This is a genomic window from Nonlabens sp. YIK11 (assembly GCF_001413925.1).
Taxonomy (GTDB): Bacteria; Bacteroidota; Bacteroidia; order Flavobacteriales; family Flavobacteriaceae; genus Nonlabens.
Genome location: NZ_LBMJ01000001.1, coordinates 2,811,836 through 2,831,590, shown reverse-complemented (window position 1 = coordinate 2,831,590; position 19,755 = coordinate 2,811,836). Strand labels below are relative to the sequence as shown.

Below are 19,755 nucleotides of genomic sequence, written 5' to 3'. Positions count from 1 at the left end.
TGAATAAATACCAATAAATAATGCTCAGTAAGTACAAAGTTCCCTACACCATTGCAGAAATAGGCGGCAATCACAAAGGCGATATGGACATCGCCAAAGAAATGATCCAGATGGCTGCTGTTTTTTGCAAGGTCGATGCGGTCAAGTTTCAAAAACGTCACAACATAGAATTATTGACTACAGAGCAATACAATGCACCGCACCCTAATCCTATTAATTCGTATGGAGATACCTATGGAGCGCACCGTGAGTTTCTAGAGTTCGACGTCCATCAACATGCAGAGCTTAAAGAATATTGTGAATCGCTGGGAATCACCTATGCGACAAGCGTTTGGGATTTGACCAGTGCCAAAGAAATCGCTGGATTACAACCAGAATTTATTAAAATACCTAGTGCCTGCAACAACCATTATGAGATGCTCGAGTGGTTGTGTAAAAACTACGACGGAGAGATCCATTGCTCTACAGGAATGACCACTCCAGATGAAATTGATGAATTGGTCAACTTTTTTGAAAAGCAGGACCGCGCGCAAGATCTTGTGTTATACAATTGTACATCAGGCTATCCAGTCCCATTTGCAGATATTTGTCTACTAGACATTTCAACCTTGCTGGAAAAATATGGCGATCGGGTAAAACATATAGGTTTTTCTGGGCATCATCTTGGGATTGCTGTAGACATCGCTGCCTATACATTAGGAGCAAACATCGTTGAACGTCACTATACCCTAGATCGCACTTGGAAAGGAACGGACCACAGCGCTTCTTTAGAGCCAGCTGGAATGAGAAAGCTAGCCAGAGATTTAAAAGCAGTACACCAGGCATTGACTCACAAAACCATGGACATTCTACCCATAGAACAAGTTCAACGCGATAAATTAAAGTACCGCAAAGCCTAATCTATACCTCACTGTAAGCCCAGGCCTGTTGAAGGCGTCTCACGGAAGAAAAAGCCCACTGTCAGCCTGAGCCTGTCGAAGGCGAGTAACGAGAAAAATGCTCTTCTTTCCATCAACCTGCTTCGACAAGCTCAGCATGACATCAGGGAAAATGTCAGCCTCAGCCTGTCGAAGGCGAGTAACGAGAAAAATCCTCTTTGCTCCACCAACCTGCTTCGATAAGCTCAGCATGACACCAAGGAAAATATCAACCAGAACCTGTTGAAGGTATATTCTAAAAAAGGCAGATATTTAAAAACAATAAAATCCCTAACTTCAATCTGTCAGAAATTACTAACAGATGAAATACTTCACCGTTTACATACTAGAATGTGCTGACGCAAGTTTCTACACGGGAATCACTTCAAATCTCGCAAGCAGAATAGCGATTCATCAATCTGGAAAAACAAGAGGTTATACTAGCAGCCGACTTCCAGTAATATTGGTATGGTATAAAGAATTTATTGATGATCCCAGCCAAGCTATTATTTGGGAAAAAAGAATAAAGGGATGGAGCAGGAGAAAGAAAAAAGCTTTGATTAATGGCGATTGGGATAAAATGGTGCAGTACTCCAAGAATTATACAGAATACAATCATAAGATTGATTAACCAGAATATCCGTATATAAAAGAAAGTATTCAATTCGTTTTACGGCTACGACGACCACTTTCAGCAAGAACCTGTCGAAGGCGAGTCACAGAAGAAAAAAACCTCACTGTCAGCCTGAGCCTGTCGAAGGCGAGTGCCTAGGAAAATGCTCTTTGCATCACCAACCTCTTTCGACAAGCTTAGAATGAATACGGAAATTCTCAACCTGAGCTTATCAATGGCAAAAATGAACAGTCCAATCGAGCTTTTGTTATGATTATAAACCCCATTACCCACCAACAATTACAACGCCGATAATTCACCAAAACCTAACTCGATAAAATTTATATTTGCTGCTCAAGCAAAAGCACTTTTGGCCTTAAATACCCCACAAAACAAGAAGATTTTTATTCTGTTTCCCGACGGCGTCGGCCTGCGCAACTTTGCCTTCACGCAGTTCAAAGAGATTGGTGAGGAGCAAGGTTTTGACATCACTTATTGGAACAATACCATATTTCCACTGCAGGAAGAGTTGGGATATCAGGAAATAAAGATCGCTAGCACAAAGATTCATCCTAAAACGCCTGTGTTAAATCATGCAAGAAAAAGGGTGGAGTTATCGCTTTCGCGAAAGCGAACTAACGACAAGGTGTATCGCACGTATCGATTTCCACTACGATGGAACAGCTTAAAGAATTTGGTCAAAAGCAGCTTTGTCAAATACCATGAGAAATTCAGCGCAAGCCAAAAGGGCTGGCAACAATTAGTAGATCAAATGTATGCTGCTGAACGATCAACGCAACGCTACCTAGAGGTAAAAGCACAGTTGTCAGAACACAGGCCTGATCTAGTTTTTTGCACCACACAGCGCGCAACTCAAGCGATTGCACCTATTCTTGCGGCACAGGATCTAGGAATCAAAACAGCCTGCTGGATTTACAGTTGGGACAATCTGCCAAAAGGAATGTCAACCATCGAGACGGATTACTATTTCGTCTGGTCAGAGTTGATGAAAGCTCAGTTGTTGGAGTATTATCCTAAAACCAAACCAGAGCAAATCTTTGTCACTGGCACACCGCAATTTGAGCCACATTATGATATGGATATCTTGCTTTCGCGAAAGCAATTCTGCCAAGAACATGGTCTAAGTGAAACTACAAGGTATATCTGTTTTTCTGGAGATGACCAGACTACTTCACCGTTGGATCAATACTACCTGGAGGACACGGCTGTGGCTGTAAGAAAGCTTAAAGAAGAAGGCTTTGATATCGGTATTATTTACCGTCAGGTGCCTATTGACTTTACGGGCAGATATGATGATGTTTTGGAAAAATATAGCGATGTGATCACACCTATAGCACCTTTATGGAAACCTATGGGACAACAATGGAATCAAGTAATGCCCACTAAAGCTGATTTTGCCAGGTTGGTCAACACCTGCTACCATAGCGAGCTGGTGGTCAATATTTGCTCGAGCATGGTTTTTGATTTTGTGATACACGGTAAGCCAACCATTTATCCCAATTACGAACAGCCGCAGCTTACCAACGGAACTCGTGATATTGGACAAAATTACGAGTACGTACATTTTAGATCCATGCCAGAACGCGAGAAAAGCGTTGTTTGGGCCTTTAACAAATTGGACATCTACAAAGGAATTAAGGGAATACTATGTGGCGAGCTAAATCCCGTTCCTGTAACCAGGCAGTGGTATGGTATCGTAAATAAGCCAGAATCACCAGAAAAGGCAAGTGAGCGAATTTGGGAAGAGATTCAACAAATTATGGAAAAGTAATCATGGTAGAAACACTGTCGATAATCATACCGGCTTATAATGAGGCGAAGACCATTCACCTCATCTTGGATAAGGTAAAAGAAGTTGAACTATTGAACGATCTCAAAAAGGAGGTCATAATTGTTGACGATTGTTCAACCGATGATACGTTTAATGCCATTCGTAATTATCAAAAAGTCAATAGCAATATGGCGATCACCTATTTTCTTCAAGAAAGAAACATGGGTAAAGGCGCAGCACTGCACCGTGGCATCAAAGAAGCTACTGGAGATTATATTGTGATTCAAGATGCAGACCTAGAGTATGATCCTGAAGAATATAATCTATTGCTTAAACCTATTTTAAAAGGTAATGCAGATGTAGTTTATGGTAGCCGATTTATGGGTGGTAATCCGCATCGTATTTTATTTTTCTGGCATAGTATAGGAAATAAATTTCTGACCTTTTTGAGTAATATGATGACCGATTTAAACTTGACGGATATGGAGACTTGTTATAAATTGTTCAGGTCAGAAATTATCAAATCCTTGAATCTTAAAGAAAAACGTTTCGGTTTTGAGCCAGAAGTGACCGCAAAGATCTCCAAAATCAAAAGGATTAGAATTTACGAGGTGGGAATAAGTTACTATGGAAGAACTTTTGAAGAAGGCAAGAAAATAGGCTGGAAGGACGGCTTTAGAGCGATGTATTGTATTCTAAAGTATAGGTTATTTTGACAAACTAGAATATAAAAATCAAGAATATTAAATAGATGCACATTGCTTACCTAACCCCTGAATATCCACACGAGCGAATCGGCTCCAGCGGTGGCTTAGGTACGAGTATTAAAAACCTAGCAGAAGAATTAATTGCTTCTAAAATTGAAGTAAGCATCGTCGTTTATGGGAAGCAGAGATCTGATCATTTTAAGGAAAATGGCATCAATTTTTACATTTTAAAACAGAAGTACTACAAGGTAGGCGGTTTCTATTTTTACCGTAAGCATATCAATGCTTACTTAAATAGACTCATAAAAGAAAAAGGCATCGATCTTTTGGAAGCACCAGACTGGACGGGTATCACAGCCTTCATGAAGTTCAAAGTTCCGCTGGTGATTCGTTTTCATGGGAGTGACACTTATTTTTGCAGCATAGAAGGAAGACCTCAAAAATGGAAAAACCGTTTTTTTGAGACCAACGCGATCAAAAGAGCGCAAGCATTCATAGCCCCAACAAATTTTGCAGGTCAAAAGAGTGCAGATTTGTTTAAAATGAACTTTAATAATGTGAAAGTGATACATTATGGTTTACAGCTAGATAAATTTGAAAATCCTCATCCTGATAATTATCAGGAATTTAATCTTCTCAACATAGGTACACTCATACGCAAAAAAGGGGTTTTTCAGTTGTTGCAGATTTTTACAAAAGTATTAGATCAATTCCCTGAGGCTTCATTAACGTTGATCGGAGGAGATGCTCCCGATATTGCAACAGGTAGCTATTCTACATGGGAGCTTATGAAAGCTAGTGTTTCGGCAGATGTTCTAAGCCGTATAGATTATGTTGGTAAGTTGCCTTATAACGAGGTGCAGGAAAAGATCAAGAATGCACACGTGTGTGTGTTTCCATCACTTGCTGAAACCATGGGAATGGTTACTATAGAATCTATGGCGCTACAAAAAACAGTGGTCAACACAAACATAGGTTGGGCAAAAGACATCATCAATCATGGTGTCGACGGATTGATGCATCATCCTGATGATATAAATGGCTATATTAAATCCATCTCCAGACTTTTTGATGATGAAATGTTGGTCAAGAAATTGGGATCAGGTGCCCGCAAAAAAGTGGAGAGAAGATTTGACATTAAAAGTATTGCTTTAAGGAATATGGAGTTATACCAAAAAATAATTATACAATGATTATTCTGGAGTACAAGCAGAATAAGATATGTGCTGGACCCTATCAAGGTAAATCGGTATTACCAGCTTTGTACGATTGCGCCAGAGAAAATCCAGAAGAACCAATTGTTGTAAAAGAAAGGGATCTTGATGGAACCTTGTTTATTGAAGCCCTAGGAGAGAACCTTTCGAGAAATTTGTTCATTTCCAATCATAACCCATTAAATCAAGATTTTGGATATGTAGAGGACAGCCCTTTTCTCAAAATATCAAAAACCGTGAAGTATCCTACCTGGATAAAGGGAACATCTATTTTTTACATTCATGCGGCTTTGGTCAATCAAGTTTCCGACCAGTTATCTGCAAGTCAAGACCTTTTGTATTGGGTCAATTCGCTGGGCAAGTTGGCTCAGTCGGCTGGTGTTTTCACATACCAATTGCCATATCACCTTAGTCATAATAAACTGTCAGATTCTTTGTTGTACCAGTTCGTTCAACAACATTATAAAAGACGTTGGACCTTGCTGTTATTGCTATGCCATATACTTTATGAAAAAAGATTTCCGTGGGCCGCTTTCGCGAAAGCGCAATTTTTTAAGACTAGAAAAATCAAAATCGACGCTGTTGTTTTACAAAAAAAGGTTTTTAAGCCTGATGAGTTTGATTTAGAATATGAGATTATAATTCCCACCTTGGGAAGGCCTGATTATCTGTATCAGGTACTTAAGGATATCGCAAGGCAAACCATACAGCCAAAAAAAATAATTATCATTGAGCAAAATGCAGATTCATCTTCTAAAAGTGAGCTGTATTATCTAGAAGAAGAGACCTGGCCATTTCAGATGGACCACCAATTGATACACAGAACTGGTTCTTGTCACGCTAGAAATCTTGCCATATCCAAAACGACGGCACCTTGGGTGATGTTTTTTGATGATGACGCTCGTTTTGATAAACTTTTGTTCGAGAAAATATTTCAAACATTGAAACAAACAGGCTTAAGTGTTATAAATACTGCATACTTACAAAATAACGATCAGGATAAAGTTACCGCTATGATACAATGGAAATCTTTTGGATCAGGTTGTTCCATGGTAAACCGTGATGTGTTTGAACAATGCTCTTTTGATCTTGCTTTGGAACATGGCTACGGAGAAGACGCGGATTATGGTATGCAAATCAGAAATGCCGGTTATGATGTAATTTATACACCTCAAATTCAAATTCTTCACCTTAAAGCACCAGTTGGCGGATTTAGAAGTGAATTTATTTTTCCTTGGCAATTTGAAAAATTCAAGCCAAAACCCTCGCCGCAAATAATGTACTTCAGACGTAAAAACACCACTTTACAGCAATTACAAGGATATAAATTAGTACTTTTTTTTAAGTTCTATCGTGGTTTTGGTACTAGTAATCCAATAAAGCATTACCGCTATTTTAGAAAGGCTTGGGATCGTAGTGTATATTGGTCTCATAAATTGTCAAATGGCTTATAATACTCTAGCATTAATCATTTGCACCTATCAACGACCTGATGCAATCATACGTTTGATAGCTTCAGTAAAATCTCAATCTAGGTGTCCAGATCAGATCATCATAGTAGATGGTTCGCAAGATCAAAAAACCAAAGCTAGACTAGGTGAAATAGAAATACCATACTTAAAATACTTTCAAGTCTCTGAAGGTGATCGTGGTCTGACTAAACAGCGTAATCACGGAATCTCAAAAGTTTCTGAAGAAATAGACATTGTAGCCTTTCTTGATGATGATGTCGTTTTAGAGTCAGACTACTTCGAACGGCTATTGGAGACCTATACTATATATCCTGAAGCTATGGGTGTGGGAGGCTATATTACCAATGAGGTGGTATGGGAAAAGGCTAATCACATTGAAGAGAACGATATACGTTATTTCTACTTTGACGGCTACCGTCGTAAAGAAAGTAGTAGGTATAAGCTAAGACGTAAATTAGGCCTGGTTCAAAATGAACCTCCAGGTTTTTATCCAAATTTCGGACACGGCAGGTCTATTGGATTCTTACCGCCTTCAGGTAAAATATATCAAACTGAAACCCTGATGGGTGGAGTTTCCAGTTTTCCTTTACGCGTGCTAAAAGAGCATAAGTTTTCTGAGTACTTTGAAGGTTATGGGTTATATGAAGATGCAGATTTTAGTTTACGGCTTTCTAAGTTAGGAAACTTATATGTAAACACTGCAGCACAGTTAGAACACCACCATGATGCGTCAGGTAGACCGAATTCCTTTAAATATGGGAAGATGGTCATCCGCAATGGCTGGTATGTTTGGCGTGTCAAGAATCCCAATCCATCGTTTAACGACACTATCAGGTGGTATCAAATAACGCTATTACTCACAGGCATAAGATTTCTCAATATATTTACTACCAGTCAAAGATGGGAAGCAGCAATTGAATTTGCAGGTAGATGCCTTGGTGTTATTTCGCTGCTATGGAACAAACCTGGATCATGAAATTCTCAAGCGACATAAAAAGATATACAGACTACAGCGGTAAGTCTAAACTTCTTATGCTGCTGACCCAGCAAGGTTTATGGGCGCTGTTTTATTACAGGATTTTTAATGCGGTACACAAAGCCCAACTACCTAAATTGCTAAAAAGGATACTTTTGATTGTGGGCGTTCTATGTCAAAAAAAAGTAGAGATATTCACGGGTATAAGCTTACCACACAGCGCACAGATAGGTGAAGGCCTATATATCGGGCATCATTCTGGCATAATTGTACATCCACAGGCTGTGATAGGTAATAACTGTAATATCTCCCAAGGCGTCACGATAGGAGTAAGCGGTCGTGGCCAGTATCGAGGCGTACCAGTCATTGGCGATCGAGTCTACGTTGGGGCTAATGCCGTGGTTGCGGGTAATATTCAGGTAGGCGACGGTGTCGTCATTGGTGCCAATTCCCTTGTGGTAAAGTCAGTGGAAACAAACACAACAGTCGTGGGTGTTCCCGCGGTGAAAATAAGCGATCACGACAGTCAAGACTACATATTATGAAATTGCTTGTCATATCTGACGCTCCTATTCTTTACGATAAAGGAACTAAGCAGGCCTATGCACCTTACGTTAAGGAAATGGATCTGTGGATGTCTCACGTATCTCATACAACATTTATAGGTCCAAATGAGTTTTCTCGCCCTTTGCTCTTGAAACCCTTCGACCGACAAGACTTTGAGCTTTTACCGGTCAAAAGACTTGAATATAACAGAATAAGCACAGCAATAAAATCATTAATAAACATTCCAGGCCAGATTCAATTATTGTATAAACAAATGAAAAAGGCAGACCATATTCATCTACGGGCTCCGGGAAATCTAGCCTTTTTGGCCGGGTTGGTAGCATTATCGTTTTCGCGAAAGCGTATATCCGTAAAATATGCTGGGAATTGGGATCCTAATTCAAAACAACCTTTATCCTATCGATGGCAAAAGCGCCTCTTTTCAAGCCCAAAATGGAGTAAGAATACCAATGTGATGGCCTACGGACAGTGGAAAAACCAATCGGAAAACATAGTGCCATTTTTCACGGCTTCGTATTCTAAAACTGACAGAAAGGTATTCCAAAAAGAGTTTGTGAGTCCGATACAAATCATCTTTGTAGGTACGCTATCAAAGAACAAAAACCCGCAATTGTTGATAGAATTGATAGAAGGACTACATAAGCACGGCATTTCCGCACAAGCTCATTTCTACGGCGACGGCCCCATGATGCAACAACTAAAACAACACGCCAGAACAGTCATGGTGACTGAGCGTAGCCGAAGTCAACCCCAAAGCAACCCCAATGCCGGTTCGAGTCTGTCGACTGAGCGCAGCCGAAGTCAACCCGAGAACGTTGCAACACCTCAAAGCAATCCAGTTTCGAGCCTGTCGACTGAGCGAAGCCGAAGTCAAGTCGAGAACCGTTCAGTACCTCAAAGCAATCCAGTTTCGAGCGAGAGTCGAGAAATGGATGGTCATCAAAACACCCGTTCCTCTCAGCAAAAATCTCCCTCTCGCACTGATCGAAGTCGAAGTAAGGACAATGGGGCCTTCACCTTCCACGGCAACCAGCCCGCTGAGGTGGTCAGAAAGGCCTATAAACAAGCCCATTTTGTATTCTTAGCCTCCCAAAGTGAAGGCTGGCCCAAGGCAGTGGCCGAAGCCATGTGGCACGGCTGTGTACCTATAGCCTCACCAGTGAGTTGCGTCCCTTGGATGCTGAATAACAATGGAGATCTTGATTTAAAAACCTTATTTATAATCACTTTAGGTCAGTTTGAGCCTGTCGAAGACGGTTTAGAAGCAAATAAGCTTATAGTTAAATCAGAAACTCCAAGAGGCCTCATTTTTACTAAAATAAATCGTACCATAACCGACCTGCAATGGCTGCTGAACCACCAAGATCATTATCAAATGATGTCCCAAGCAGCACAAACCTGGTCACAGCAATACACCCTAGAAGACTTTGAAAAGGAAATCGTAAAATTGCTAAACCATCAAACCTAAAAAAACCTAAAACACAACCACTCTATATTCTATTCTCTATTCTCTATTCTCTATTTTCAAATATCAAATATCAAATATCAAATATCAAATATCAAATATCAAATATCAAATATCAAAAATCCCTAATCCCTCATACCTCATACCACATCCCTAATCCCTAATCCCTCATCCCTCATCCCTCATCCCCAAAACCATGCGCATCCTACAAATCATCGACAGTCTACATCCTGGCGGCGCAGAGCGTATGGCGGTTCAAATCGCAAACGCTTTAACGGAAAAAGTAGAGCTGTCCGCTTTGTGCTGCACTAGGGAAGAAGGTGTGTTAAAAGAGCAACTTGACAATGAAGTGGCATATAGGTTTGCAAATCGTAAAGGCAGAATAGGAATTTCAGGGATTGCCAGAATGCACAAATTTGTGCAAAACCTTAAAATTACTCATATTCATGCGCACGGGACATCCTGTTATACGGCTTTTCTATTGAAAATCCTTAATCCTCATCTGAAGTTGATCTGGCATGATCATTATGGAAATGCCGAAATGCTGGATCAACGTCCGACACGCTTATTAAGGATCATGGCAAAAAAAATGGATGCCATTATAGTCGTAAATGAACAGCTGGAACGATGGGCTAGACAATTGAAACCAAAGGGCAACGTATTTTTTTTGGCCAACTTCTCTGTCAAAGATTCAATTTTCCCTGAAACAGAAGATAGGATTCCTGGAAATCATAGTCAGCGTGTGGTTTGTCTAGCAAATTTAAGACCTCAAAAAAATCACCCAATGCTCCTAGAGGTGTGGCGCGATATTGTCTCGCTACATCCAGATTGGAGTCTGTTGCTGGTTGGTATGGACTTTCAGGATCAATACAGTCAAAATCTTCAAAAGTTTATAACTCAAAATCAACTACAGGATCGCGTATTCATGTTAGGCACGAGAACAGATGTAGCAGATATATTAAAACAGTGTCAGATAGGTGTGTTAAGTTCAAAATCAGAAGGTTTGCCATTGTCTTTGCTGGAGTATGGAAATGCAGGTCTTCCGGTCGTGGCAACAAATGTAGGCGCGTGTAAACAGGTAATAGGAGACGATGGGTTCATAGCAGAACTAGAATCACCTTCCGTTTTCAAAAAATATCTTTTGGATTTGATCAACGATCCCGCTCTAAGGTCAGAAATAGGACTTAAATTTCAAAAACGAATAGAAAAAAAGTACAGCCAGCAGCCTTACTTGACAACTCTTAGTCAAATCTATAGTTCTCTATGATCAAGGTCGAAAAGCTTTCTTATCCCATACTTATAGGGGCCCATTTGATTATGGCGCTCTTGGTCGTCTTATTACCTTTAACGTCAAAACTGTTATTCTATAGCATTACCGCTTATTTGTTTTTAAGGGTGATATCCAGCAAAGACCGCAATCAGGAAGCCTTAATGGCCGCCTGCTATTTGACCTGTTGGGAGGTTTTTCTGCGCATGACAGATGCATTGTTTTTTTATGAATTGATTAAATATTTGGTGTTGGTCTTCATGTCCATCGGGATCTTTCATAAGGGATTTTCTATTAAATCCATTCCATTTGTGATGTATTTGCTTTTGCTTATTCCAAGTATCGTAATTGCTTCGCAAGTGATTCCTTTGGGCGAAAGTCTGCGTAAAGTAATTGCATTCAACCTTAGTGGACCGGTGACTTTAGGAATAGTAGCAATCTATTGTTATCAGCGAACGATTTCATTAAATAGGTTGGAAGAGATCCTCAAATTATCCGTAGGTCCTATAGCTATGTTGACCTTATATCTATTTCTGGTAACTCCAGATATAAGAGACATTGCTACGGGTACCGCTTCAAATTTTGCAGCCTCTGGCGGATATGGCCCCAATCAAGTGGCGACCGCTTTGGGAATTGGGATGTTTATATGTTTCGTAAGATTTTTAAGGGTTAAAAATTTTACGATCAATGTGATCGACATAATCCTGCTATTAGGAATGACCTATCGTGGTTGGGTTACTTTTTCTCGTGGTGGGATTTTTACGGCGGCTATGATGATTGTAGCAACCATCTTCACCATTTTTCTTTTAAAGCGTTCCTCGTTTAGAGTAGCCATGTTGCCTAAATTAGGGGTGCTCGTCGTTGGCCTTGGAATAGCTTGGGGCTTCACATCTATGGTGACCAATGGTCTAATAGATAAACGATATGCTAATCAAGATGCGGCAGGTCGTATGAAGAAAGATTTGAGTACGGGAAGATCAGAGTTGATAAGCATCGAACTAGAAGCTTTTACAGAAAATCCCATTGCGGGTATTGGGGCTGGTCAGGTAAAATATTACCGAGCAAGAAAGGACGGTATTGTGGCGGCTTCCCACAACGAATCAAGTAGATTGTTATCAGAACATGGTGCTATTGGTATACTTTCCATATTAGTTTTGATCATTACTCCATTGATATATAGATTGTCACATAGAGGCAATATCTATTTCTATGCGTTTTTGATATTCTGGTTTGCCACCATCAATCACAGCGCGATGCGTATAGCGGCACCATCCTTTTTTTATGGGTTGGCTTTATTAAAAGTAATTAACGTGAAAAAGAAAAGTCCTAGAAGGAAACCCTATCGTTGAACGCGTTTACCTCTTGATCAAAATAGGAACACCAATATTCTTGTCTTAAGTGAAAGGTTGTAACCATAAGAGAAGTATTGATTTTCGTGCATCGTTTCTACCATCGAAGATAACTATTGGGCGTCCTAAAAATGGATAAGGAAGAAAGTCTTAGAAATTTAATCACATACAAAAACCCTTATAGAAAGCTCTATAAGGGTTTTTAAGAAGACACCTAAAGGTAAATGGAATCGTTATCTATAAGACTTCGATCAAATTAAGCACGTTATACGCCCCATTTCGTAAATCATATAAACTGCCATTCACTTCTTGACTAAAACTCATTAAAAAGAACAACATAGAGGTTCCAGAGCCAGAAGGAACGGCTTGAGGTGTCAATACGACATCAACAGGATTTACATCGTGCACCGCAATAGTTTCGGTATTGCTTAGGGAAAGGCTAAAATCCTCAGTAAGAAAGTCTACATTGGCAGAAGCCGAAAGCAGGGTCACGTGGGTGCTACCTGAGGGCGCTGCGATTTCCAATTTTGGTCTCAATTGATTCAATGTAATCACGCCAGTACTGGAATCCACCTCCATAGCGCTATAGAGAATGCTACCTAAGACCGCTTTGTTATTAAAATCAAATCCTTTCAGATAGGATTTTCCCAGATCGGTAGCTAAACCGTTGAACACCGTTCGCTCTCCTCGTTGCGAAGTGGCATCAGAGTTTTTGACAGCGCCCATGACCTTAACTAATCTAGAGGTTACCTTAGTATCCTTCGCTTCCAATAGCAATGGGCGTATGGCTGTTCGTAAGACTTTGCCGCTACGGGCAATTTCTCCAAATTCTTTGCCATTTTCACGCGTTCTGGAAAATGCAGGATCGTTGTCAATGCGCTGTTTGCTTACACCGCTTTTGGTTTTCACTAGAAAACCATCTTGGGACTTATAGAAGGTAAGCTCTCCCAGCGTTCCTTCTATTTTTAATAGGCTTGTATTTTTTGCCATGATAAAAAAATTAAATGACGAATAATGGCCAAATCTAAAGGAGCTAAAAAGTGCATTGTGAAGAATATATCAAAAACTGAAAAGGATGATAAAATCAATTAAAAGGAATAAAAAAGGGTAAAAAATATCAATAGTTACCAGTTTGCGATAGAAAAGATCAAAAATGAAAAATTTATAAAAAGGAGAATGACGTAAATAGGTATTCAATTGAATCCAATCTGCCGCTTTTAGCGGCAATACAAAATCAAATGGGCATTAACAAATAGCCTTTTTACATTAAAATAAATAAGGTTTTTATTGATAAAAATGTACAGTAAAAACGGAGTATATTGATTTTTAAAGTGTTACATATTAAAAAGGCTCTAAATTTCAATGTTAATAACCATGTGGAGAACGTCCCAAGCATGACAGTTGATTCTTCTTTTAAGCCTTCTAAATTTGTCACTGTCTCTTGATGCTTTCTCGACGATCTTATATGAATTACTCGACTAGAGTGTATGCTGCACTCGACAAACAAGTATGGAATAAGTATAGATCAGGTAGGGAATAATAAAGGGATACTAATTTAACTTAAAGCAAAAACCAGACGAAAATGAGACCAATGAACAAATCACCACACAACAAAAACGGTTATGAAATCAAACAAAGAAAAAAAAGGCCTCAAGCCAGCACCGCTATTTATTAGCATGGAACGAGTAAGGGAAGTCATGCAATGTGGCATGACTAAGGCATACAAATTACTTAAAGAAGCTCGCGACTTTAAGGACATTACAAAACGTAAGCACGTCACTTTTGAAGAATTTGCAGAATTCATGGAGATTTCTGTAGAACAATTATATAGTAGATTAAACATTACCAAAGATGCCGCATAATGCTTACCATACGGCATCACCTAGTGGTACAGATGCAGACTAGGGTTCTATACATAGGCAACCAGCTTGCCAGTAAGAATAGAACAGCCACCACCATTGATACGCTCAGCGATCTTTTACGCAAGCAGGGCTATCAGGTAAAAACAGCTTCTTCCGTCAAAAACCAATGGTTACGTGGGCTTCACATGGCCTGGGTCACGCTATTTAATAGGAACTGGGCGCAGTTCGTTCTCATAGACACCTACAGTACTCGTAATTTCTGGTATGCGATATCCATCGGATACATTTGCCGTTGGTTGAATATCAAATATATTCCCATTCTCCACGGTGGTAATTTGCCAGCAAGGCTCAAAAAGAACCCTAAAGTATTTCATCACTTTTTAAGCAACGCACACCGAGTGGTGAGTCCTAGTGATTATTTGAAATTCGCTTTCGAGGAGCGCAGCGACGAAGAAGTTCATGCTGAGCACCTGACTGGACAGGCAGGTAGTCGAAGCACGAAAGCGAATTTTAATAAAATCACAGTAATCCCAAATAGCTTAGAGCTTGAAAATTATGGTTTTAACAAGCGATCACGCGTCCAGCCGAAGCTGCTCTGGGTAAGATCCTTTGCGGAGATCTATAATCCCATGATGGCTTTGAAGGTACTGGAGCGATTACTGGAACGATTGCCTAATGCATGCCTCACCATGGTGGGACCCGACAAAGATGGATCTTTGCAACGCTGTGAACTGTATGCATTGGAAAAGGATCTACCGGTTCAATTTACGGGACTATTATCAAAAACGGAATGGATTGCTCTAAGCCGTGAGCACGACATTTTCATCAATACATCACATTTTGACAACATGCCGGTCAGTATATTGGAAGCCATGGCTCTGGGATTGCCAGTGATTTCTACAAACGTGGGTGGCATTCCAATGTTTATCAAAAATGAATCTAATGGTTTGCTAGTAGATGATAATGATGTTACTAGAATGGTAGAATCCATAATATTACTTACCAAAAATCAAGAATTAGCCAATAGAATATCGACGAACGCACACGTATTTGTAAGTAAGTTCTCATGGAATACGATCAAAAATTCATGGAATGATCTATTAAGATCTTAAAGAATATATTTGAGGTAAGAATGCTAATCCCCTAAATGGCAAATTCTAGTTCCATACATTTTGAGATTTCAGAACGCAAGGTTTTACTGCGCGTTATTGATGTGTGCGTAATTCTGTTTTCTCTTCATTTAGTGGGTTATTTTTTTGACATGAATTATTTTATGATCAACCTTGATCAATGGCTGGGATCTGTAATTCTCTGTATCTACATTCTCTTTTTTGCAACCGTTTTTGAATTATACGATCTACAAAAGGCCAGCCGAATTACCAGTACTTTACAAGGTGTTTTTTATACAGGAATTCTTACCTCTCTTGCATATTTATTGACTCCATTTCTTACACCGGTATTACCAGATAATAGATTGCAAATATTTTATTTTACCGCTACGGTTCTCATATCACTCATGAGCTGGCGATCGATTTATGTGAAGCTGTTTGCAAGTTCTAGATTTGATAAGAAAATCATCATCGTGGCAGATGCGGTGGATGCTTTGGAAATCTCCAGTCAACTGCAGTCAGCAGATCCTAATTACACCATCATAGGTTACATCAATACAGATCGTAGCATCGATATGGGATATGATGACAGGATTGCGGTATTAACCGTAGCCGAAGCAGAAGAAAAAATAAGAAAGGAAAATGTGCGTGAGATTGTCATCGCTAGTATGAATTCGGCAGGTATTACTACTCAAATCTATACGTGGCTCATAGAGTTGGTAGAAAACGGCTTTTCAGTTAGGGAATATTCACAGGTTTACGAAGAGATGACAGATCGTGTTCCCGTCAATTTTGTGGGTAAGGATTTTTACAGGTATTTCCCATTTGCGAGAAGTAATCAAAATAGACTCTATCAGGTCTACCACCGCTGTTTTGACGTCTTCATTAGCGTCATAGGCCTCATCGGTTTTGTGGTGATTTTACCTTTGGTGCTGTTTGGAAATCTGCTGGCAAATCGTGGTCCACTATTTTACTCACAAACCAGAATTGGTCGTAATCGTAAAGAGTTTGAAATTTTAAAATTCCGTACGATGATTAGAAATGCAGAGGTCGACGGTGCGCAGTTCACCGTCAAGAAAGACAGCAGGGTTACAGCATTTGGTAAGCTATTGCGCAAGACACGCTTAGATGAGATCCCTCAATTTTTCAATATCCTACAAGGAAACATGAGCGTCATCGGGCCGCGACCAGAAAGACCTGTTTTTGTCAAAAAGCTTACGGAAAAGATACCGTTTTATGAAACCAGGCATGTCGTAAAGCCAGGATTAACCGGTTGGGCACAAGTAAAAGCTAGTTATGGGGAAAGCTATGAGGACCATCTTAAAAAACTACAATACGACTTATACTACATCAAAAAACGCAGCATTTTCCTAGATATCAGAATTTTGGTAAAAACCCTTAGTACCGTTATTTTCTTAAAAGGTCAATAGTAATTGCAAAAAGAAATAGAATAATTTAACATCACTAAGTTGATTACCAACAATCAAAAAATTTAATTACCACATTACCACATTACCACATTACCACATTACCACATTACCACATTACCACATTACCACATTACCACATTACCACATTACCACATTATTTCCGCTTCATGGTTCCTCTCTTGAAAATCCCAAACAGTAAAATAAATAGGCCCATTCCCATAGCAATGCGTGCAATGTAATCACCGTGTTTAGAGTAGAAGGTAAGCTCATCAGAGAGACCAATGGTCGCTTTGATAGTTCCTTGCTCTTCATAATCTAACCGTTCCACAACGACTCCAGATGGAGCAATCACGGCACTGATTCCCGTATTGGCACTACGGGCGACCCATTTTCTAGACTCAATGGCTCTTAACCTAGCAATACTTAAATGTTGCTGGTGACCTTGTGTATTTCCCCACCAGGCATCATTAGTGATGATAGCAAGAAACTGCGCACCGTTCAGTACATAGTCGGTCACATAATCGCCATAAACTGATTCATAACATATAATAGGAGCCACCTTGGAACCTTGTGTACTCTCAAATACCGCTCTTTCCGGCTGAGTGGTTTTCGTGGCTACCGTACCGCCTAGATCGATCATGGCATCACCTAAAATAGGTTGAAGAATACTCTTGTAAGGAAAGTTCTCGACACCTACCACAAGTTTGGATTTGTGATACAAGGCAGATTCACTCTTGTCTTTTAAAAATAAGGCACTATTAAAATCGTTGTAATAAAAATCACCGTCAGCATAGTAATTGCTTTGTGTGGTTACTTTTTCTTCATCCCTAAAACGTTCCAGCATCGATATCCCACCTACATAGGAGGTGTTGGGATGCTGCGTGATATATCCTTGGAGTGCATTCACGCTGGGATCAAAAGGAACTGTGTTCAATTCTATGGATCTCGCGAGCACGGTCTCTGGCGCGATGATGATATCAGTAGAATCGGTTATTTTTTGTTCAGTTAGGTTGAGTAAGAGATTGACAATACTAGAATTATCAGTATTGTACTTTTCAGCATACGGGTCAATGTTCGGTTGTAATATGACCACCTCGCTCGTGTCGCCATCTAGCGAGTCATCGGGCTTTAGGAAAAGGGATATCAGTATTGGGATTCCAATTAAAGTCAGTGAAATGCGAGTGACTTTAACAGATACAAACAGATTGAGTTTTGTTCCGCTTTCGCGAAAGCGTTTCCACAATAAAAACAGGGAAATGTTCGTACCCCAAACCCATAAGCTACCACCAAAGGTTCCTGTGTATTCATACCACTGGATCCAAGAGGTATACTCGCTAAAACCATTGCCCAGATTGAGCCAAGGCCATGAAAAATCCCAGTGTAAGTGAAGGTATTCAAAGCCTATCCATAAACAAGCGAGAAAGGTAAGTGAGGCGCCAGTAGTCGCCTTGCGGGCAAATAGATGATAGCACCAAAATACGATTGCCATCAATAAGGAGTTGACCAATACGGCAAACCACATCCCAAATGGTGTGGAAAAATACAGCCAAGAGGTCGTGCATATATTCCACGTGAAAAACGTAATGTAAGACAATCCCAAGACCTTCCAGCCAGCAGCTTTGACCGATTGATGCCGTATTCCATACTCAACAATCAATAGCGGAATAAACGCAAAAAACAACAATAATGGAAAGCCGTAAGTAGGCCAACCTAGCCAAAATAGTATTCCCGATAATAGCGCAAGTAGAATGTTTTTAAGCATAGAGGCAAATTGTTGAAACCACTAAAATACTAGGTTATTAAGAATAGAGAACTCTTGTTTGAAGAAACCTAACGACTAAAAACCGATAGGTCCACATTTACCGAAAAGATATTGGAATACAATGCTGCACTGGAATCTCCTATATCTGTCAAGGCATAGTCCACAGATATGCCCTTGTATTTAAAGCCTATGCCTATATTGGGCTGGAAAGTGACATTGTCATTGCCGTCCAGCTGCATTTCATTCTGGAAATTTCCCATACCGGCACGCACAAAGACAAGATCTGTATAACCATATTCCAGTCCCAATGCAGGCGTCGCACTCACACTACTGCTGGATATAATGTCATTGGTTTGGATAAACCTCATATTTAGATCAACCTCGGCGGTTAGGACATGATCATAGTGAAAGGTAAATTCTCGAGAGATTCCCAGTTGCAGTTTTGGGAGCGTGATCTCGGTAGTTTCTGGGAGTTCTTGATTTTGATTGGCGACGGCACCTTGCACGGTTGCAAATTCATCCTCGTCGATGGACCAGGTGTTATAAGTGGTAGTAATATCTCTAGCCATAAGTCCAAAACTCCAGTCACCGCGTTGCATTTGCAATCCTATATCCAGTCCAAAACCTAATGAAGTCGCAAAATCACCTATGATTCTGCGTATGACTTTGACATTACCACCATAAGAAAAACCGTCCAGTTTTGACTCACGTGCATAGGACAAGGTAAATGCCCAATCTGCCGTAGAGAATGTGGATATACGGTCATAATTGATATTTCCTTGATCATCGATAAGTTGGGTGGTATTCAAGATGTCGTCGACAGAGAATCGTATCACAGAAAATGCAAAAGCACTGCGGTCGTCAATAGGCATCGCATAGGCACCATAGTTATATTGGGCGATGTTAGCAAAATAACTGGCGTGCATGAGTGATAATTCACGCTCTTCCAATTGCATCAAACCAGCTGGATTCCAGTATCCAGAATTCACGTTACCAGTTTTTGCGACCACGGCATTGCTCATCCCTAAAGCTGCAGCATCGACACCTATGTTCAAAAACTCGTTGGAATAGGCTCTTGAGGTTTGCGCTTTCGCGAAAGCGAAACTCAGCAAAGTCAGTAAAACAAGGGGAAATCTCAAGGCAGCAATGATTCTAGTGGCAAATATCCAAAGTTATCCTCTAATAACTTCATAACCTTGTGGATATTGTCCTACAACAGCTACAATTCCAGCCGATTTTTACCGCATATTTGC

17 protein-coding genes are annotated in these 19,755 nt (G+C 40.1%); 14 read left to right on the top strand and 3 right to left on the bottom strand.

Annotated elements, in window-relative coordinates:
- The first annotated feature begins 20 nt into the window (after nt 1-20).
- The 11 genes from AAU57_RS12895 to AAU57_RS12840 all read left to right on the top strand — a co-directional run bounded on the left by AAU57_RS12895 (nt 21) and on the right by AAU57_RS12840 (nt 12,339).
- On the top strand, nt 21-899 hold the full coding sequence (locus AAU57_RS12895) for an N-acetylneuraminate synthase family protein (protein WP_055413301.1): 879 nt from the start codon (nt 21-23) through the stop codon (nt 897-899).
- 340 nt (nt 900-1,239) lie between these two features.
- Entirely contained in the window at nt 1,240-1,548 is a 309-nt protein-coding gene (locus AAU57_RS12885) for a GIY-YIG nuclease family protein (RefSeq protein ID WP_055413299.1), read from the top strand.
- A gap of 352 nt (nt 1,549-1,900) precedes the next feature.
- Nucleotides 1,901-3,322, top strand: a complete 1,422-nt coding sequence (locus AAU57_RS12880; protein WP_055413298.1) for a hypothetical protein — start codon at nt 1,901-1,903, stop codon at nt 3,320-3,322.
- A gap of 2 nt (nt 3,323-3,324) precedes the next feature.
- Nucleotides 3,325-4,038 (top strand): glycosyltransferase family 2 protein, encoded by a 714-nt coding sequence (locus AAU57_RS12875; RefSeq protein ID WP_055413297.1) that lies wholly within the window; start codon nt 3,325-3,327, stop codon nt 4,036-4,038.
- A 35-nt stretch (nt 4,039-4,073) separates the two neighbouring features.
- Nucleotides 4,074-5,222: a glycosyltransferase family 4 protein gene (locus AAU57_RS12870; RefSeq protein WP_055413296.1), complete on the top strand. Its 1,149-nt coding sequence runs from the start codon at nt 4,074-4,076 to the stop codon at nt 5,220-5,222.
- Nucleotides 5,219-6,697 (top strand): glycosyltransferase family 2 protein, encoded by a 1,479-nt coding sequence (locus tag AAU57_RS12865; protein WP_055413295.1) that lies wholly within the window; start codon nt 5,219-5,221, stop codon nt 6,695-6,697. Before AAU57_RS12870 ends, AAU57_RS12865 begins: the two co-directional genes overlap by 4 nt.
- Entirely contained in the window at nt 6,687-7,691 is a 1,005-nt protein-coding gene (locus tag AAU57_RS12860) for a glycosyltransferase family 2 protein (protein ID WP_055413294.1), read from the top strand. Before AAU57_RS12865 ends, AAU57_RS12860 begins: the two co-directional genes overlap by 11 nt.
- Complete coding sequence (locus tag AAU57_RS12855) at nt 7,688-8,236, top strand: serine O-acetyltransferase (protein WP_055413779.1); 549 nt, start codon at nt 7,688-7,690, stop codon at nt 8,234-8,236. The genes AAU57_RS12860 and AAU57_RS12855 overlap by 4 nt, the downstream gene beginning before the upstream one ends.
- On the top strand, nt 8,233-9,726 hold the full coding sequence (locus AAU57_RS12850; protein WP_231717821.1) for a glycosyltransferase: 1,494 nt from the start codon (nt 8,233-8,235) through the stop codon (nt 9,724-9,726). Before AAU57_RS12855 ends, AAU57_RS12850 begins: the two co-directional genes overlap by 4 nt.
- Nucleotides 9,727-9,919: 193 nt before the next feature.
- Entirely contained in the window at nt 9,920-10,990 is a 1,071-nt protein-coding gene (locus AAU57_RS12845; protein ID WP_055413292.1) for a glycosyltransferase family 4 protein, read from the top strand.
- Nucleotides 10,987-12,339 (top strand): O-antigen ligase family protein, encoded by a 1,353-nt coding sequence (locus AAU57_RS12840; protein ID WP_055413291.1) that lies wholly within the window; start codon nt 10,987-10,989, stop codon nt 12,337-12,339. Before AAU57_RS12845 ends, AAU57_RS12840 begins: the two co-directional genes overlap by 4 nt.
- 237 nt (nt 12,340-12,576) lie before the next feature.
- Here the strand turns inward: AAU57_RS12840 and AAU57_RS12835 are convergent, their stop codons facing one another.
- The gene (locus AAU57_RS12835; protein WP_055413290.1) at nt 12,577-13,329 is read right to left on the bottom strand and encodes a hypothetical protein; all 753 of its coding nucleotides are present in this window, start codon (nt 13,327-13,329) and stop codon (nt 12,577-12,579) included.
- 632 nt (nt 13,330-13,961) lie between these two features.
- Between AAU57_RS12835 and AAU57_RS12830 the strand changes: the two genes are divergently transcribed.
- Genes AAU57_RS12830 through AAU57_RS12820 form a run of 3 tightly spaced genes read left to right on the top strand, consistent with a single transcriptional unit; the run spans nt 13,962 to nt 16,740 of the window.
- Nucleotides 13,962-14,201 carry a hypothetical protein gene (locus AAU57_RS12830; RefSeq protein ID WP_055413289.1) on the top strand — a complete coding sequence of 80 codons (240 nt, stop codon included), beginning with the start codon at nt 13,962-13,964 and terminating at the stop codon, nt 14,199-14,201.
- Entirely contained in the window at nt 14,201-15,313 is a 1,113-nt protein-coding gene (locus tag AAU57_RS12825) for a glycosyltransferase family 4 protein (protein WP_231717820.1), read from the top strand. The genes AAU57_RS12830 and AAU57_RS12825 overlap by 1 nt, the downstream gene beginning before the upstream one ends.
- Before the next feature lie 35 nt (nt 15,314-15,348).
- Nucleotides 15,349-16,740, top strand: a complete 1,392-nt coding sequence (locus AAU57_RS12820; RefSeq protein WP_055413288.1) for a sugar transferase — start codon at nt 15,349-15,351, stop codon at nt 16,738-16,740.
- Between the two features lie 154 nt (nt 16,741-16,894).
- Here the strand turns inward: AAU57_RS12820 and lnt are convergent, their stop codons facing one another.
- Nucleotides 16,895-18,502, bottom strand: a complete 1,608-nt coding sequence (lnt, locus tag AAU57_RS12815; protein ID WP_055413287.1) for an apolipoprotein N-acyltransferase — start codon at nt 18,500-18,502, stop codon at nt 16,895-16,897.
- Nucleotides 18,503-18,570: 68 nt separating this feature from the next.
- Nucleotides 18,571-19,641: a PorV/PorQ family protein gene (locus AAU57_RS12810; RefSeq protein ID WP_055413286.1), complete on the bottom strand. Its 1,071-nt coding sequence runs from the start codon at nt 19,639-19,641 to the stop codon at nt 18,571-18,573.
- Nucleotides 19,642-19,755: the final 114 nt, after the last annotated feature.

Coding starts and splice junctions, on each gene's coding strand:
- AAU57_RS12895 (WP_055413301.1), top strand. CDS start 21: ATGCTCAGTAAGTACAAAGTTCCCTACACCATTGCAGAAATAGGCGGC.
- AAU57_RS12885 (WP_055413299.1), top strand. CDS start 1,240: ATGAAATACTTCACCGTTTACATACTAGAATGTGCTGACGCAAGTTTC.
- AAU57_RS12875 (WP_055413297.1), top strand. CDS start 3,325: ATGGTAGAAACACTGTCGATAATCATACCGGCTTATAATGAGGCGAAG.
- AAU57_RS12870 (WP_055413296.1), top strand. CDS start 4,074: ATGCACATTGCTTACCTAACCCCTGAATATCCACACGAGCGAATCGGC.
- AAU57_RS12865 (WP_055413295.1), top strand. CDS start 5,219: ATGATTATTCTGGAGTACAAGCAGAATAAGATATGTGCTGGACCCTAT.
- AAU57_RS12860 (WP_055413294.1), top strand. CDS start 6,687: ATGGCTTATAATACTCTAGCATTAATCATTTGCACCTATCAACGACCT.
- AAU57_RS12855 (WP_055413779.1), top strand. CDS start 7,688: ATGAAATTCTCAAGCGACATAAAAAGATATACAGACTACAGCGGTAAG.
- AAU57_RS12850 (WP_231717821.1), top strand. CDS start 8,233: ATGAAATTGCTTGTCATATCTGACGCTCCTATTCTTTACGATAAAGGA.
- AAU57_RS12845 (WP_055413292.1), top strand. CDS start 9,920: ATGCGCATCCTACAAATCATCGACAGTCTACATCCTGGCGGCGCAGAG.
- AAU57_RS12840 (WP_055413291.1), top strand. CDS start 10,987: ATGATCAAGGTCGAAAAGCTTTCTTATCCCATACTTATAGGGGCCCAT.
- AAU57_RS12835 (WP_055413290.1), bottom strand. CDS start 13,329: ATGGCAAAAAATACAAGCCTATTAAAAATAGAAGGAACGCTGGGAGAG.
- AAU57_RS12830 (WP_055413289.1), top strand. CDS start 13,962: ATGAAATCAAACAAAGAAAAAAAAGGCCTCAAGCCAGCACCGCTATTT.
- AAU57_RS12825 (WP_231717820.1), top strand. CDS start 14,201: ATGCTTACCATACGGCATCACCTAGTGGTACAGATGCAGACTAGGGTT.
- AAU57_RS12820 (WP_055413288.1), top strand. CDS start 15,349: ATGGCAAATTCTAGTTCCATACATTTTGAGATTTCAGAACGCAAGGTT.
- lnt (WP_055413287.1), bottom strand. CDS start 18,502: ATGCTTAAAAACATTCTACTTGCGCTATTATCGGGAATACTATTTTGG.